Raw genomic sequence first — 15986 nt, forward strand, 5'->3', positions numbered from 1 at the left:
TTATGGTGATACCCGTTTCCGGGCACAGGTAGTGTTGGCCTGTCCATATGTGGGGTATCAGAATGTCTGTTTACTGGGGTGTCTTGTTTGTGGCGGTTGTTACCGAGGTGATGTGGGCACTCAGCCTTAAGGCCGTTCAGCAGGAACCTGGGGTTATGACGCTTGGAAGCTGTCTGCTTCTGACGGTTCTGAATATCGGGCTTTTGTCCTTTGTCATGAGGGGAATCCCGATCGGGACGGCCTATGCAGTCTGGACCGGGTTAGGGGCTGTCGGGGTTGTTGCCGCCGGAATCATCCTGCACCAAGACCCGCTGACGGTCCGGCGGATTGTCTTTACCGCACTGATTGTCTGCGGAGTCATAGGCTTGAAACTGGAATCCTGACTCACGCACATGTTATCGCTATGCGTTGGCTGGCGGGTTTCCTTGGCTGGTGTCCTCAGTCTCAAGCGGGCAGGTCTGGAAACCGAACAGGACGTAAACCGGGCAGTAGCCGAACACGGCGGTCAGCAGCGGGATCACTCCAACATAGCCCCACACGTCAATGGCCCCGACAAGGGCTGAACCAATCAGTGCAACGCCTGCAATCAGGCGCAGGGCCCGGTCTATTGTTCCTATGTTGCGTTTCATGATCGTTCTCCGTGTTTCCGCACTGGTTTGCTGTGAAGCTTCACATACATCAGGGCCGTCATAACGGCATCGTCCAAGGCATTGTGAGCCTTGAGGCGTGGCAGGTCCAGTGTCTGCATCATGGTATCGAAGCGCAGGTCAACATGCCCCCTCCACAGGGGATCGTGCCGTGCAATTTCTCTGTCGTAGTAGAGAGAGGATACCTCGATTCGACGATTTGGCAGGCGAATCCCCAGCCATGGTTTCAGCAGGCGGTTTACCAGCGCAATGTCAAACTCCAAGTAATAACCGACCAGCGGGCGTGTGCCGATAAAATGCAGGAAGCGCGCCATGGCCTCCTGTGGGGCAAAGCCACCGGCCACATCGGTTTCACGCAGATGGTGGATGCGGATGGCATCGCGGTTTATGGCCCGACCCGGGCGAATGAACAGTTCCAAGCTTCGGCTGGTCAGGATCCGGTTTCCGCGAATTCGGACCGCAGCCAGCGAGATAATATCATCCTTTTCCCGATCTAGGCCGGTTGTTTCGCAATCAAAGCAGACAACTTCGTCCGGGTGTTCTGGCCCGAATAGGAAGCGCCACGACAGATCTTTCAGGCAGCGTCTATTCCAGGCATGGCTGAGCAGCGAGAACACAGGATAAGCCTCTCCTAGAATGCATCCAGACGCAGGCGCGTCACCAGGTGATTGCGGAAACGGCGTACAATCGCCAGGGAATCCCGCAGGGCATCGTACTGCAGCTTGCCAAGGGTCCTAGGATTGATCAGGGTGTCTGTGCCTGCGATATCCGTACCTTTATGGCTAATGCTGGTTCCAAGGCGGAGCTCCATCATGAACTGCAGGGCCTCTACCAGTTCATCGGCCAAGTCACGGTCAAGTCTTCCGGTGTCCCGCAGGGTATCAATGCGGTCAAAGGTATTAGTTTCCATGATCCGTCCCTGCAGGGCGAGTGCCCTGACGCCATGTATAACGGGAAAGATTCCGGCCTTCTTGATATCTAGGGGCTCGCTGCGACTGCCTCCTTGTAGCAGGGTGTTCCACAGACCGCCCCCGGGGGTATCAAACCACAATACAGGTCGTGCAAAATGGCTGATGAACATGTCGCTGTCGCTGACACGGCTGAAAAGGTCTTCTTTCAGGCTGTGCAGCAACAACGGGGACCCGGCAACCGGTTGTGCATCCAAGAATGCGGCTAGGTTGATGAAGCTTTGTTCGTTGGGTTGATCTATCCACTGGAATAGGTTGTCGCGGAAGGCGGAACAGGTTTTCCGCCATTGGGGATTGGAGACCATGATGTTGCCGGGGCAGGGTGGCCATCCAAACTGGATCATGCCTTCGGTAAAGCGCTGACACAGGGATTCCAGTGTATCCGGATCAATGCTGTCCTCGACAATTAGGGCATTGTCTTGGTCGGTCCGGGCCATTTGTTCGCCACGTCCTTCTGATCCCATCACAATCAGGCAGCTTTTTTCCCCAAGTTCCGGCTCGGCCAGAAACTGGAAAAGGCGTCTTTGCAGCTTGCGCGAAAGGTCCGATACCATTTCAGCAATAAAGCGAACCTTGACCCCTGAGCCATGCAATCCCCTTAACAGGGGATCAAATGACCGAGCGGCCTTGTCTAGGGTATCAACAGAGTCAGCTCGCTCGATCTGAATGGCAACCAGATGGGAATGACTGGACATGTAGCCAAGCAGATCGATTAATTCCAAGACACCGATAACATGGCCGTCATGAAGGACAGGCAGCCGGCGCACACCGTGCTTAGTCATTATGACCTGGGCATTGAACAGGAAGTCATCGGCACGGACGGTGATTGTTCCGAAGCTTGCGCATTGTTCGACCGGTGTATCCAATAGTTTCTGTTCAATCAGAACCGCTTCGCGGATATCGCTGCCGGACAGAATGCCAATGCGACCATCTGCGTGTTTTACCAACAGGCTGGTGGCGTGGTTTTTCTTCATCATCAGTGCGGCATCGCGCAGCCCCGTTGCGCCATCGGCAAAAACGGGTGGATGCAGGTAGGCATCACCGACCTTGGCAACCATAAAGGCAGCCATGCCCCTGTTAGTCCGGGCTTCGGCACGAGCCAGAAGACGTTCGCTGACCGATGCGGTGAAATACCGTTCAAAGGGCAGGTTACTGCGGCACAGATCCAGCAGAAGCTGGCGCGGAAGTGTATAGGCCAGCGTTTCTTCCTGTGCCTCGCATACAGGGGACGCGCGTCCCCGGATCAAGGTCATGGCACCTACGCAGTCCCCCGGTCCGTGGACGGTGACCAAGGTGTCACCGTCATATTCCGTGACAATGCCCTTCATGATGACAAACAGATGGTCTTGTGCCGTGTCTGGCGATGTCAGGCGTTCACCGGGCTGGAAGTAGGCAATGTCGGCTGCGCGCGCCACTTTCTCCCGTCCCGGGGTGTCCAGAAGGTCAAATGGCGGCATGGAAAAATCAAAGGCACTCATCGGGCCTGTATCCACAACATCAGGCGGGTTTACGGATGAAAAAGCCCCCGGCGTGCCTTGTGTGCATCCCGGGGGCTTCCGTTTTGCCGGGGCTCTTGTCCCTAGTGCTTGGACGCCCCCTCTGCGCCCAAGCCGGTTTGTGAACGGACATACTGGTCTTCAAAGGCCTCCATTTCGGCTGCGGCCGTAGCGGAAGCGTCCATCTTCGACATAATCCATGCGACCAAGAACGCCAGAGGCATGGAAATGATGGCCGGGTTGCTGTACGGGAAAATGGCAGCAGGATGTCCCAGAACCGTTTTCCAGACCGGTGGGCCCAGCACAACAAGAACCGTGGCGCATATCAGCCCGGAGAAGCCGCCATAAAAGGCCCCTTTTGTCGTTAACCCTTTCCAGAACATCGACAGGAAGAGAACCGGGAAATTGGCGGATGCCGCAACCGAAAACGCCAAGCCAACCATGAAAGCTATATTTTGGCTTTCGAAGGCAATGCCCAGCAGGATTGCAATAACTCCCAGGCACAGGGTCGTGATCTTGGACACCCTGATCTCGTCCGCTTCCTCGGCTTTCCCGTCGCGGAAGACCGAAGCATACAGATCATGGGAAACGGCCGAGGCACCAGACAGGGTCAACCCGGCGACAACGGCCAAGATTGTGGCAAAGGCAACCGCAGAGATAAAGCCCAAGAAGACATCCCCCCCGACCGCAGCGGCCAGATGAATGGCGGCCATGTTCGATCCGCCCTTGATCCCTTTTCCGTCTGCGGCCATGAACTCCGGATGCCCAAGAACCAAAACGATGGCCCCGAACCCGATGATGAAGGTCAGAATGTAGAAGTAACCGATGAATCCGGTCGCATAGAACACGGATTTGCGGGCTTCCTTGGCATCCGAGACAGTAAAGAATCGCATGAGGATGTGGGGCAGCCCCGCAGTTCCGAACATCAGGGCAATGCCCAGCGATATGGCATCAATCGGGTCGGCGACCAGACCACCGGGGGCCATCAGCGCTTTGCCCTTTGGGCTGTTAGCCACAGCGCGCGCGAACATTTCTTCCGGTGAAAATCCAACGGTGGCGAGCACCATGACGGCCATGAAGGTTGCCCCTGACAACAGCAAGACAGCCTTGATGATCTGGACCCACGTTGTGGCCAGCATGCCGCCGAACATGACGTAGGCCACCATCAGAATGCCAACCACAGCGACGGCAAGGCTGTAGTCCAGACCAAAAAGCAGCTGGATCAGCTTGCCGGCTCCGACCATCTGGGCAATTAGGTACAGGATGACAACAACCAATGTTCCGGATGCGGCCATGGACCGGACCGGTGTTTGCTGGAGCCGGAACGATGCGACATCGGCAAAGGTGTATTTACCCAAGTTGCGCAGGCGTTCAGCCACCAGAAACAGGATGATCGGCCATCCGACAAGGAAGCCGATCGAGTAGATCAGGCCATCAAAGCCCGATGTAAACACCAAGCCTGCAATCCCCAAGAACGAGGCTGCGGACATGTAGTCACCGGCAATGGCCAGACCATTTTGGAAGCCGGTGATACCTCCTCCTGCAGCATAGAAATCCTTAGCCGACTTTGTGCGTTTGGCTGCCCAGTATGTAATACCGAGTGTCGCTGCAACAAAGGCAAGAAACATGGCAATTGCGGTCCAGTTGGTCGCTTGTTTCTGGACAGCACCGTCAACGGACCCAGCCCCCAAGGCTGCGGATGCAGCCAGAACAAGGGGGCAGGCAAGCAGGAGGGAAAAGCCGGAACGATGCAACATCAGCGGGATTCCTCCACAATCTGGCGGGTCAGGTCATCGTATTCGCTATTGGCTCGGGCAACATAGATCCCTGTCAGGACAAAGGCGGACACGATAACACCAATTCCTATGGGAATCCCGACTGTTGTAACGCCTTTATCCGAAATGGGAATCCCGAACAGGGATGGAGAGAAGGCAATAACAGCAATAAAGCCGAAGTATATGGCCAGCATGATTACCGAAAGAATCCATGCAAAACGGGTGCGCCGTGTGCAGAGATCGTGAAATTTTGGATTGGATCGAACTTTCTCGTACACTGTGCTGGACACGATATTCCTCCCGTTTTCTACTGCATCGTATTTCCTGGTCCATCTTGGTTTGTAAAAACTGGCTGCGATATGCCGCGTCGATTGCGGCACTGAGCACAGCTTGTTATTCGACTCTGATTACCCCTATAGCGTGCATGGTTCAATCAAGATATCGTGAATAGGCAAGAATTCCACAACAAAATATGCAAGAGACTCTGGTTCAGGTTGCATTTGTTGACCGGAGTGTTCCAGGAAGAGATAAAAAGGACAGGCGCGGACGTTATGTATTGTCTGTATTGGTCTGGTGCCAGTGTTTCATGACTACCGCATTTTTTCTCTGATTATCACGTTAACGCGTGCACCAGAGACCGTTATGCTTATGCGGTCATGACGTCATACAGGCCCGGATGACGCTGCCTACTTTCGTGACGGCAAGGGCCATCCGGGTCATGTTTCTTATGAGGATGGTTTTGTTTCCGGGGAGACAGACGGGAGAGGGTCTGTGCGGATTTCTTCCGTTTTCCGGTTTGCGTGCAGGGCTTGTCTCCACAAGATGGTCCCGACACCCGTAAGGGTAAGGAGGGCACCACCAACCTTCCACGCGGTTACATCCTCTCCAAGTAGCAGGACACCAACAGTCATCCCGACAACGGGATTAAGCAGGGAGAAGGGGACAACATGGCTGACCGGGTATCGATGCAACAGCCAGTACCACAGGCCATATGCGATAATCGATGACGCGACCGCTGTATAAAGAAGGGCAATCCAAGTTTGGTATCCGGCAGATGTGATGGCTTGTATCTGCCCTTCCTCGGTCAACCAGGACCATAGGGCGGTTTGCGGGAAGGCAAACAGGCTCATCCAGCCGGACAGGGCAATCGGGTTAACGGTAATAGTTTTCTTGACCATCAGGTTGGATACCGCCCACGCAAAAGCCGAGATGATCAGCAACAAGGCTGGAGCAAGCGCGGGGACATTGGGTTCGCCGGCCAGAAGGGCTGCGCCGGAGAAAGCAACAACCAACCCTCCTATACGCCAGGGACCAAGCTTTTCGCGGTACACAATGACACCAAGAAGGGCAGAAAATGGAACACCCAACTGGAGCAGGATACCGGTTGTTCCGGCGCTTATATCCGCCATGCCGATAAACAGCAGGGCAAAGTGGAGTGTGCCCAGTGTGAAGGAAAGCAGGATAACATCACGCAACGCATTCAGCGGGATACGCAGAAAAGGAACGACCAGAAGGGCGACTAGGCCAAAGCGCAGCGTGACCAGAAGGATGGGGGGGAAGTCTGCAAGTCCGGTTTTGACGGCAACAAAGTTCAGGCCCCACAAAACCTGAACCAACAGGGCAAGAAAGATGTCAACAGGGCGCACGAAAAAAACTCCGCAAAACGGGAATGTGGGATCTGGAAGTTAACGACGCAGGCCACGATGGCGGGCAATCTCATCCCATGCTGCGTTGATGGACGCCATGCGTACACCGGCTGCGGCTACATCGGCCGCGCTTGCACCCCGTGCCATCAGGGCATCGGGATGATTTGTGCGTAACAGGGTTCGGTAGGCCTTGCGCACCGTGTCATCGTCGTCATTATTTTGGACGCCAAGCGTGGAATAGGCTTCATGCAGCCCCATTCCAGTACCGCCGGGCATCGTGCCAGGCCGACGTCCCAAGGCAGCTGCCATTGTGTCCAGCGCTTCCTGAACTGTGGCTGAAGGTTTTCCTTCGCAGGCCGAAAAAGCACCCAAAGCGGCAAGAAGGGCATCGGCCCTGTCGGGGTCGTTGTCCAGAAGAACAGCCAGTCCCCGCAGCAGGGGGAGCGGAAGCTCAGGCATATCATAGCCCCGGGCGAACAGGGCAAGAGCGGTTTCTCTGTCCTGAGGTGCCAATGACAGGACCCGGAACAAGGCCATTTGCCCCCGCTCGTGGTTCCAGCCAGACAACCTGGCCAAATGACCGGACAGGATCAGCAGGGCTGCTGACAGGGCAGTGTCGGTTGTTCCGGCCTGGAACTGGCGCAGGGACACTTCGGCAATGCGGAAGAATCCCAGAGGATCAAAGGCGCGGAAGACGCCTTGGCGGTCCCAGAAAAAGTGGCCAAAAGACGCCCCCAAGAGAGCGCCAAGCGGTCCCCCGGTCATCAGTCCCGCCATTCCACCGAATACCTTGCCCCACATTGCTCCAGTCCATCGTATGCGCCCGGTCACCATGTCCCTTGACCGACGTGCCGTCAAGACGGCACGATTTTTCTTTTGTGCAGGACAGGTAGCGTTTTTTGTCAGTACTGGAGGTTTTATGACATCTTTTATATCCCGGGCGGAGCTGTTTACCTTTCTGGACCACCTTGGAATCAAGACTACCACCCGGGAGCATGCCCCGGTTTTTACCGTGGAGGATGGGGCTGAGTGCTGGGCTGATATCCCCGGCGTGCATTGCAAGAACCTGTTTCTGCGGGATGCCGGTCGTCAGAACTGGCTTTTGGTTGCCCCAGTACAGCGCCGGATTGATCTAAAGACCTTGCCTGATCGCATTGGGTCAAAGCGGCTGTCCTTTGGTTCAGCGGATCGCTTGTGGGCAACCCTTGGGGTGCGCCCGGGGTCGGTTACGCCGTTTGCCCTTCTCAATGATCGTCAGGAGCAATCCGTGCGTGTGGTTCTGGATGCCTGGATGATGCAGCAACCCCTGCTGAACTTTCATCCCCTAGAGAATACGGCAACAACGACCATTGCTGCATCGGATCTGCGTCGTTTTCTGAAGTCCTGCGGACACGTGGTGTCGTTGGCTGTGCTGGATCCGCAGGCCGTTAACCGCGTCAGCGCGCCGGCCTGCGATACGATCTAGCCCCGCCCGCGGTATGGAGGCACGCCCTGATCCAGAAGCCAGACCCCCTCAGGCACCGGACCGGTCTGATAAAAGACGTCAATTGGGATTCCTCCACGCGGGTACCAGTACCCCCCGATCCGCAGCCATACCGGCTTCAGGGCTTCGGCAAGACGTTTCCCGATGTAGACGGTGCAGTCTTCATGAAAGGCCCCGTGATTGCGGAACGAGCCAAGGAAAAGCTTCAGGCTCTTGGACTCAACTAGCGTGGCGCCGGGTACATAGTCGATCACTAGGTGGGCAAAGTCCGGCTGTCCGGTGACCGGGCACAGGCTGGTAAATTCCGGTGCAGCAAAGCGTGCGACATACAGCGTGCCAGGATGCGGGTTGGGCACGGTCTCAAGGGTAGCTGCTTCCGGAGAGGAGGGCAGGGCAGACGCGTGGCCAAGCTGGGTCAGGCCTGAAGGATCGCTGTTGGTCATTCCGGTTTCTCCACCGTCAGGGGTTCGATATCACCAAGTGCTTGGCTTGCTTCAAACTGTGTTCTGTACTGTGACAGGGTTCCTTGCCCGATAGCTGAGCGAAGATCCTTCATGATATCTTGGTAATGCTGGATATTATGCCATGTCAGCAGCATCGGCCCCAGCATTTCCCCGGCCCGGATCAGGTGGTGCAGATAAGCGCGTGTGTACTGGCGACACGCCGGGCAGGAACAGTTTTCCTCCAGCGGTCGTGGGTCGTCTTGGTGGCGGGCATTGCGCAGGTTGACCGTGCCGCGGCGGGTGAAGGCCTGGGCCGTGCGTCCCGACCGGGTGGGCATCACGCAGTCAAACATGTCAATGCCCCGGGCCACGGCACCAACCATATCGGAGGGTTTCCCAACCCCCATCAGATAGCGGGGCTTGCCGACCGGCATGTCGGGTACGGTGCTGTCGAGGGTCTGGAACATCAGTTCCTGTCCTTCCCCGACGGCCAAGCCCCCGACGGCATAGCCCTCGAAATCAATCTCCCGCAGCCGGGCCATGCTTTCTGCCCGCAGGTCAGGGAAGACGCTGCCTTGTACAATGCCGAACTGGCCATAGCCTTCACGCGGGACAAAGGCACTACGCGAGCGTACAGCCCAGCGCATGGACAGGCGCATCGAATGGGCAGCCGTTTTTTTGTCCACGGGCCAAGGGGTGCATTCATCGAAGGCCATGGTTACCGTGGCATCCAGCTTGTACTGGATGTCGGTGGAGTATTCCGGGGTCAGCGTCCACGACGACCCGTCAATATGGCTGCGGAAGGTGACGCCGTCTTCGGTCATTTTGCGCAGCTTGGCCAGGCTCATGACCTGGAATCCGCCGGAATCCGTCAGGATCGGGCCAGGCCAGTTCATCATCTGGTGCAATCCCCCCAAGGACTGCACCCGGTCGGCCCCGGGTCGCAGCATCAGGTGATAGGTATTGCCCAGAATCATCTGAGCCCCTGTAGATGCAACGCTTTCAGGCAGCATGCCTTTGACCGTTCCGGCCGTGCCAACCGGCATGAAGGTGGGTGTATCCACGGGGCCGTGTGCGGTTTCAATGCGCCCTAGGCGGGCTGCGCCGTCTGTTTTCAGGACCGAGAAGGAAAAAGCCGTCATCAACAGGAATCCTTGCACCGTAACAGCGACCCGTCGCCGTAGGAATAAAACCGGTATCCGGCCTTTATAGCGTGGGCATAGGCCGCGTGCATCGCGTCTAGGCCGGCTAGGGCGCAGACAAGCATGAACAAGGTAGAACGCGGCAGATGGAAGTTGGTAACCAGAAGATCGGCGATCCGGAATTGATAGCCGGGCGTGATAAAAATAGAGGTGGAACCGGACCACGCCGACAGGGAGCCATCCGGTGCGGCCGCACTTTCCAGCAAGCGCAGCGATGTTGTGCCAACGCAGACGACCCGTCCGCCCTGTTCCCGGGCTTGTGTGATGGTCCTAGCAGCATCGGCTGAAATGTCCCCGGTTTCGGCATGCATGCGGTGATCACGGGTGTCTTCGGCCTTTACGGGTAGAAAGGTGCCGGCACCGACATGCAGGGTGACATGCACCCGACGAATCCCCCGGGCATCAATGGCTTCCAGAAGTTCCGGCGTGAAGTGGAGGCCGGCCGTGGGGGCGGCAACAGCGCCATCGCGGGAGGCATAAACCGTCTGGTAGTCCTGCCGGTCGCGAGCGTCATCTTTTCGCCCCATGTAGGGGGGGAGGGGAATATGGCCGTGGCGCTCTAGGGCGGCCATCAGATCAGCCCCGCTGCGGTCAAAGCGCAGGACAATCTCGCCCCCTTCCTGCCTGTTTTCGACACGGGCCGTAAAGTCCCCATCTGCTGACAGGACAACGGTTTGTCCGGGAGACAGCTTGCGGGCACCCTTTGCAAAGGCAGCCCAAGTGTCTGGCCCAAGGCCTTGATGAAGGGTGATGTCCACGCCGGCCGGCTGACAGCCGGGATGGATGGCAGGCCGCAGCCCGGACAGGCGGGCCGGAATGACGCGGGTGTCATTGAACACCATCACGTCACCCGGTTCCAGAAGGCTAGGAAGGTCCAGCATGGTCCGGTCGTGCAGGCCATCGGGTGCCACATCCAGAAGCCGGGCACTGTGGCGCGGTGACACGGGGCGCGTGGCAATCTGCTCACGTGGCAGATCAAAGTCAAAGGCATCAACCCGCATCGGGTGCCGTATCCTGTTTCCGTTCGCAGGCGAGAAAAGAAGGGAGGGTATGCCTTGCCCTGTCTCTGTGAGCAAGAGGGAAATCTGCTTGGTCTATGTTTGGGCCTGATATGAATTACTCAAGGCTGTGAAGCTTTGGGTGGAAAAACGTATGAGTAGAAAATAATTCCAGGCAGAGACTGTTCTTAATATGAGTTCATCTGTGGTCTCGTCTTTTTATTTTGCGCATTTCGTGAATATTATTGGTTAAAAAGTATTCATATAATACCGTGCATTATAATTAATGACCTGATTTATAATGTAGTTTTATTGTTGACGTTTTCGTTGTTTATCAATGCAATTGATCCGGTATTTTCACAGACTGCGGGGGAGCAGATGTCTGTCGAAAGAGAATTCCAGCCTACAGATATGGGTATTAGCCGTGCTGTTATTGGTACACGCGGCAACGATGAAATTATCGGGACAGGTCGGCGTGATCGTATGATCGGCGAGGAAGGTAATGACCGTCTGTTCGGTCGTGATGGCGATGATTTTCTGATTGGTGCAGAGGGCGATGACTACCTTGATGGTGGTGACGGGGCTGACAGGCTGATGGGCAATGGGGGTGCCGATACGTTTGTTTTCCGCGAACTGGCATCTGACAAGTACGACATGATTGTCGACTTCAAGAGTGTTGAAGGCGATAAAATTGATGTGTCGGTGATCAGTGAGCATATGATCAGGTCTGGGTTTCCAGCTCTTCGCTTCAGTGGTCAGGAACCATCTCCCTATTCTGTCTGGTACCGCGGCGGTCCGGGTGAGCAAGGTGTAACGCTGGCTGTTGACGTGGATGGTGATGCGTCGCCTGATCGTGTTGTCTGGTTGAGAAGTACGTCTTCCCTCTCCAGTCAGGATCTTGTTTTGACCGGACCACAAACCAAGACTCCCGATTCCTTGGTACAGGAAGGGACGGAGCATAATGATCGCTTGGTTGCAGGCTTCGGGCCTGATCACTTGGATGGTCGGGGTGGTGAGGATGCCATCGATTACCGGGATGCTCTGTTGCCCGTCAATGTGGTTCTTGCGGGATCCCAAAGTGCAGCCGTTCTTGTGGATGGTCGTGAGAAAGATACAATCGTCAATATCGAGCATGCTTTTGGTGGTTTTGGTGATGATTGGTTAGCCGGGGATGAAGGCAGCAACATTTTGTCCGGTCGTGGCGGCTCTGATATCCTAGTTGGTGGTCAGGGGGCAGATACTCTCACCGGTGGTCTTGGTGCAGACCGTTTCCTGTACAGGGATTCCGTGGAAACCCATGGTGACCTGATTGTCGACTTCAATCGGTCCCAAGGGGATGTGGTTGATGTTTCATCGATCGATGCCAATGTTTATGAACCTGGGCGTCAGGAATTTGTGTTTTCCGGGCAGTTGCCCCAAGCGAATTCCATTTGGTACCGAATCTTTATCGAGGGCGATGGGACTGTTCATGTTCAGGGTGACGTGGATGGTGACCCTGACGTCCCGGAAATCGATATTGCTATTGAAGGTGTATCCAGTGTCAATGCTACTGATCTGGGTCTGTTGACAGCTATCCGTGGTAATGCCGTCGATTTCTCGGCCCATATCCAGCCAATCGCGATTAATCTGGATCAACTGGCTTACCAAGGTGTCAGTTCGGTGGTTGGTGCCCTAAACGCTTGGAACAGGATACAGGGTTCTGACAGTGTTACGGGTGCATTGGTCGGGGGTGACAAGGGGAATAATATTGTTGGTGCCAGTGGCGATGATACCCTGCGTGGGGGGCGCGGTAATGACAGCCTGCACGGAGAAGGTGGCCGGGATATCCTTGATGGCGGCGATGGTGATGACTTCCTCAGGGGGGGAATTGGCGCTGATATTCTGACCGGTGGCCCGGGTATGGACCGGTTCCATTATCGGACCTCTGCCGAAGTGCAAGGTGACGTTATCAGCGACTTCAACCGCGATCAGGGTGACTGGGTTGACCTTTATCGCATTGATGCCAACACGCATGTGGATGGGTGGCAACTTTTCACGTTCAGTGGCGAAGAACCACGGCCCCATGCTTTGTGGTCCGGGCCTGATCCAGACGGGTCAGGTGTACGTCTTTATGGAGATACGGACGGGAATCCTGAAACGGTTGAGATTGACCTCCAGTTTCTGGGTATCGAGGTCCTTGATCCTTCCGATGTTCAGTTGCCTGTCAGCAGGGATGGTACTCTGGATTTCTCTGACCTGATTCACTACGATCTGGTCAACCTGCATGAACATCATCCCTTCCTTCAGGTTATGGGGCCAAGGTCTGTTTCCTCAACACTGCTGGGTGGCAGTGGCGCCAATGTCCTGATTGGTGGCACAGAAGATGACTCGGTCATCGGGGATGAGGGGAATGACACGCTGTACGGCATGGAAGGCGATGATCATGTCAACGGCGGGGCCGGGGATGATTATCTTGATGGTGGGGAGGGTGACGACCTTGTCACGGGGGGCCCAGGCGCGGACAAGATGACCGGAGGGCGCGGAGCCGATCGTTTCGTCTACAGCAGTGCCGAGGAAGCCCAAGGTGATGTGATCACAGATTTCAATATGCTGGAAGGGGACTGGATTGACCTGACCAGGGTTGATGCGGGAAGCTCATCAGACGAGCCATCATGGAGTGGCTTTGTTTTTGCTGGTACCACGCCGCAGGCTCATGCGCTCTGGTCACGTTTTGATCGGGAACGGTTCGGTACGGAGCTGTTGGGTGATACAGATGGCAATCCTGAAACAGCAGAGATTGCCATCTACCTCAAGGGCACCGAGTTCTTTGGCCCCGAAGCTCTCCAGCTTCCCTCCCTTGCGGGGGATACGGTCGATTTCTCGGCCACAACGAAGCATATCTATATCCATCTTGATTACTACAACGGCGTGAATCATGTGCGTGGCCCCCTTGATGTTGGGGCAGAGATTCATGGAAATGCCGACGCCAATACCCTGTCCGGCGGAGACAGGGGTGATACGCTGTCGGGACATGATGGTGATGACACCCTGATCGGTGGAGGTGGGGATGACCAGCTCTACGGTGAAAGGGGAGATGATGTTTTGCGTGGTGGAGATGGCCGTGATGTGCTTGATGGTGGTCCCGGTGCCGACGCGTTGAGTGGCGGTGCAGGGGCCGATCGTTTCCGCTATACACTTGCCAGTTATACTGTTGATGACGTGATCCTTGACTTCAATCGGGATGAAGGGGACTGGCTTGACCTGCATCAGGTTGATGCCAACATTTACGAAGCGGGATGGCAGGTCATGTCCTTTGGCGGTGCAAAGGCAGTGCGCCATTCACTGTGGTTCAAGCCGGGAGAAGACGGGAACAGTGTGACCTTGTGCGGGGATACAGACGGGAACATCCGTACCCATGAGGTCAGTTTGGAAATCAGGGGTATAACGTCACTTCAGGCATCAGACTTTGATATGCCTGTCCTGCGTGCCGAGACACCGGATCTTTCCGGAGCACTGCAGGCGCTGCGCGGTGTTTTTATCCCATCGCCCCATGATACTTCCAAGGCAGGTTTCCGTTTTGGTGATAGTGCGTTGTCGGGCGAAACAATGCCGGAGCAGGTTCCCGGCAGCGATGAGGACGGTTCTCTGCAGGCTCCGCTTGTCATTTCACCGGGCGACGGGCCTTACGATACCCCCCAAGCTTCCATATCCGGTTATACCGCATCCCAGTTTTCCAAGTTCCTGTTGCGTGTTCTGGATGACGAGGGGCGTTTCTCGGGGTTGCAGGGGCGTGATGCGGGTAATAAGACCCCTCCGCCGGAGACTCTTGACTTCTCTATGACGTCACATCACCGGCATATCGATATTGCCACCTACAGGGGTTTCAACAATGTTGTCGGGCCGGCTGATTCCGGTGCGGAAATTCGCGGCGACAGCGGTCCCAACGTGCTGACAGGGGGGGATGGTCCCGACCAGATATACGGAGAAGCCGGGGATGATATCCTAGTCGGCGGATCCGGTGATGATACCCTGCACGGTGGTAGCGGTAACGACATCCTGACCGGAGAAGCAGGCAATGATACCCTCTACGGTGATGATGGCAATGACATCCTGACCGGCGGGACCGGAGCTGACATTATGCATGGCGGCCGTGGTCACGATACCCTGACCGGCGATGCCGGCAATGACACGCTTGAGGGTGGTGACGGGAACGACACCCTTTCTGGCGGCGCCGGGGCCGATATCCTGCGTGGTGGCCTTGGTCGGGATACGTTGTCCGGCGGCTGGGGTGCGGATCGCTTCCATTACCGCTCTGTCGATGAAACCGTCGGCGATGTGATTGCAGACTTCAGCCCGTCACAGGGGGACTGGATTGATTTGCACGGGATAGATTCGGGCGACAATCCGGATGTATGGCAGGGTCTTGTCTTCCATGGAGCCAACGTGCGTCCGCATTCCCTGTGGTATCAGGTCGATGGCAATGGAAAAGGTGTACACCTTTACGGAGACACCGATGGCAATGTGGACACGCGCGAAATCAATATTGCCGTGAAAGGCGTTGCCGTCCTTGAGGCTCGCTCTGTTCCCCTGCCGGTCTTTACCATGGATACTGTCGACTTCTCGTCAAGCCGGTCTTATACGGCGATTGATCTGGCCGATTATCGGGGCATATCCAATCTGGTTGGTTCCCGTATCGTCGGGATGGAGCTGCATGGAACCGGTGCGGACAATTCCCTGACCGGGGGCGATGGTGACGACCACTTGCATGGTGGTGGTGGTAACGATGTCCTTGCAGGCGGGGACGGCAAGGATGTGTTGACCGGTGGTAGTGGTGCGGATTCTTTTGTGTATTGGTCGGCTGTGGCAACGGTTGGTGATGTTATTACTGATTTCAGTCAGGATGAAGGGGATACCTTGGATTTCAGCCTGATTGACGCCAATACATCCGCAGCTGGCGTTCAGGATCTTGTATTTTCTGATACGGTGCCGCGCGCACATGCTGTGTGGTATGTCCCCAATGCTGCGGGTAGTGACATCGTTTTGTGTGGTGATACAGATGGTCATGTTGAAACCACGGAGATAGCCTTCCTTCTCAAGGGTGTCTCGTCACTTGCCGCATCAGATTTCCTGTTCTGAGAATATTCTGGTCTGCAAGGTTCCGTGGTGCGGCATGCCGTGTCACGGAACCTTTATTGTTTTGCAAGGGGCAGAAAGGGTTCCGTGCCGCCTTAAATCTACCATGAGTGCAATATTGGTTGATATATAGACATATTTTCGATTTATGAGGGTTTATTCTATTGGAAGTTATTCCGAGATAACGCGTGTGTTCCGGTATGGAATTACAGCTTG

Annotated in this window: 13 protein-coding genes; 3 read left to right on the plus strand and 10 right to left on the minus strand. The window is 55.9% G+C overall.

Annotated elements, in window-relative coordinates; all coding sequences use genetic code 11:
- Positions 1-62: 62 nt before the first annotated feature.
- Positions 63-383, plus strand: coding sequence for a DMT family transporter (locus AY555_RS05010; protein ID WP_066136586.1), 321 nt, complete (start codon positions 63-65; stop codon positions 381-383).
- An 18-nt stretch (positions 384-401) separates the two neighbouring features.
- Here AY555_RS05010 and AY555_RS05015 read toward each other — a convergent pair whose 3' ends face one another.
- The 7 genes from AY555_RS05015 to AY555_RS05045 form a co-directional block, all read right to left on the minus strand.
- Positions 402-629: a YgaP family membrane protein gene (locus AY555_RS05015; protein WP_066134220.1), complete on the minus strand. Its 228-nt coding sequence runs from the start codon at positions 627-629 to the stop codon at positions 402-404.
- A complete protein-coding gene (locus AY555_RS05020) occupies positions 626-1264 on the minus strand; it encodes a 3'-5' exonuclease (RefSeq protein WP_066134223.1) in 639 nt (212 codons plus the stop codon). Before AY555_RS05020 ends, AY555_RS05015 begins: the two co-directional genes overlap by 4 nt.
- Positions 1265-1278: 14 nt before the next feature.
- Positions 1279-3093, minus strand: coding sequence for a DUF294 nucleotidyltransferase-like domain-containing protein (locus AY555_RS05025; RefSeq protein ID WP_066134227.1), 1815 nt, complete (start codon positions 3091-3093; stop codon positions 1279-1281).
- A gap of 101 nt (positions 3094-3194) precedes the next feature.
- On the minus strand, positions 3195-4868 hold the full coding sequence (locus AY555_RS05030) for a cation acetate symporter (protein ID WP_066134230.1): 1674 nt from the start codon (positions 4866-4868) through the stop codon (positions 3195-3197).
- Positions 4868-5176 (minus strand): DUF485 domain-containing protein, encoded by a 309-nt coding sequence (locus AY555_RS05035; protein WP_066134234.1) that lies wholly within the window; start codon positions 5174-5176, stop codon positions 4868-4870. Before AY555_RS05035 ends, AY555_RS05030 begins: the two co-directional genes overlap by 1 nt.
- Positions 5177-5611: 435 nt before the next feature.
- Positions 5612-6532 (minus strand): DMT family transporter, encoded by a 921-nt coding sequence (locus AY555_RS05040; protein ID WP_066134237.1) that lies wholly within the window; start codon positions 6530-6532, stop codon positions 5612-5614.
- 39 nt (positions 6533-6571) lie between these two features.
- Positions 6572-7297, minus strand: a complete 726-nt coding sequence (locus AY555_RS05045) for a DnaJ domain-containing protein (RefSeq protein WP_167804468.1) — start codon at positions 7295-7297, stop codon at positions 6572-6574.
- A 154-nt stretch (positions 7298-7451) separates the two neighbouring features.
- On the opposite strand from AY555_RS05045, the gene AY555_RS05050 reads away from it, so the two are divergent.
- The gene (locus tag AY555_RS05050) at positions 7452-7997 is read left to right on the plus strand and encodes a prolyl-tRNA synthetase associated domain-containing protein (protein WP_066136589.1); all 546 of its coding nucleotides are present in this window, start codon (positions 7452-7454) and stop codon (positions 7995-7997) included.
- Here the strand turns inward: AY555_RS05050 and queF are convergent.
- Genes queF through queA form a run of 3 tightly spaced genes read right to left on the minus strand, consistent with a single transcriptional unit; the run spans position 7994 to position 10661 of the window.
- Positions 7994-8458 carry a preQ(1) synthase gene (queF, locus tag AY555_RS05055; protein ID WP_066134241.1) on the minus strand — a complete coding sequence of 155 codons (465 nt, stop codon included), beginning with the start codon at positions 8456-8458 and terminating at the stop codon, positions 7994-7996. The two genes, AY555_RS05050 and queF, sit on opposite strands and share 4 nt — an antisense overlap.
- Entirely contained in the window at positions 8455-9600 is a 1146-nt protein-coding gene (gene tgt / locus AY555_RS05060) for a tRNA guanosine(34) transglycosylase Tgt (RefSeq protein ID WP_066134244.1), read from the minus strand. The genes queF and tgt overlap by 4 nt, the downstream gene beginning before the upstream one ends.
- Positions 9600-10661 carry a tRNA preQ1(34) S-adenosylmethionine ribosyltransferase-isomerase QueA gene (gene queA / locus AY555_RS05065; RefSeq protein ID WP_066134247.1) on the minus strand — a complete coding sequence of 354 codons (1062 nt, stop codon included), beginning with the start codon at positions 10659-10661 and terminating at the stop codon, positions 9600-9602. The genes tgt and queA overlap by 1 nt, the downstream gene beginning before the upstream one ends.
- A 375-nt stretch (positions 10662-11036) precedes the next feature.
- Between queA and AY555_RS12115 the strand changes: the two genes are divergently transcribed.
- Positions 11037-15773, plus strand: a complete 4737-nt coding sequence (locus AY555_RS12115) for a M10 family metallopeptidase C-terminal domain-containing protein (RefSeq protein WP_280648597.1) — start codon at positions 11037-11039, stop codon at positions 15771-15773.
- Positions 15774-15986 lie beyond the last annotated feature (213 nt).

This window comes from Haematospirillum jordaniae (assembly GCF_001611975.1).
Taxonomy (GTDB): domain Bacteria; phylum Pseudomonadota; class Alphaproteobacteria; order Rhodospirillales; family Rhodospirillaceae; genus Haematospirillum; species Haematospirillum jordaniae.

What these genes read in the sequence shown, in the direction of transcription:
- AY555_RS05010 (WP_066136586.1), top strand. Translation starts at nt 63, where the DNA reads ATGTCTGTTTACTGGGGTGTCTTGTTTGTGGCGGTTGTTACCGAGGTG.
- AY555_RS05015 (WP_066134220.1), bottom strand. Translation starts at nt 629, where the DNA reads ATGAAACGCAACATAGGAACAATAGACCGGGCCCTGCGCCTGATTGCA.
- AY555_RS05025 (WP_066134227.1), bottom strand. Translation starts at nt 3,093, where the DNA reads ATGAGTGCCTTTGATTTTTCCATGCCGCCATTTGACCTTCTGGACACC.
- AY555_RS05030 (WP_066134230.1), bottom strand. Translation starts at nt 4,868, where the DNA reads ATGTTGCATCGTTCCGGCTTTTCCCTCCTGCTTGCCTGCCCCCTTGTT.
- AY555_RS05045 (WP_167804468.1), bottom strand. Translation starts at nt 7,297, where the DNA reads ATGACCGGGGGACCGCTTGGCGCTCTCTTGGGGGCGTCTTTTGGCCAC.
- AY555_RS05050 (WP_066136589.1), top strand. Translation starts at nt 7,452, where the DNA reads ATGACATCTTTTATATCCCGGGCGGAGCTGTTTACCTTTCTGGACCAC.
- queF (WP_066134241.1), bottom strand. Translation starts at nt 8,458, where the DNA reads ATGACCAACAGCGATCCTTCAGGCCTGACCCAGCTTGGCCACGCGTCT.
- tgt (WP_066134244.1), bottom strand. Translation starts at nt 9,600, where the DNA reads ATGACGGCTTTTTCCTTCTCGGTCCTGAAAACAGACGGCGCAGCCCGC.
- queA (WP_066134247.1), bottom strand. Translation starts at nt 10,661, where the DNA reads ATGCGGGTTGATGCCTTTGACTTTGATCTGCCACGTGAGCAGATTGCC.
- AY555_RS12115 (WP_280648597.1), top strand. Translation starts at nt 11,037, where the DNA reads ATGTCTGTCGAAAGAGAATTCCAGCCTACAGATATGGGTATTAGCCGT.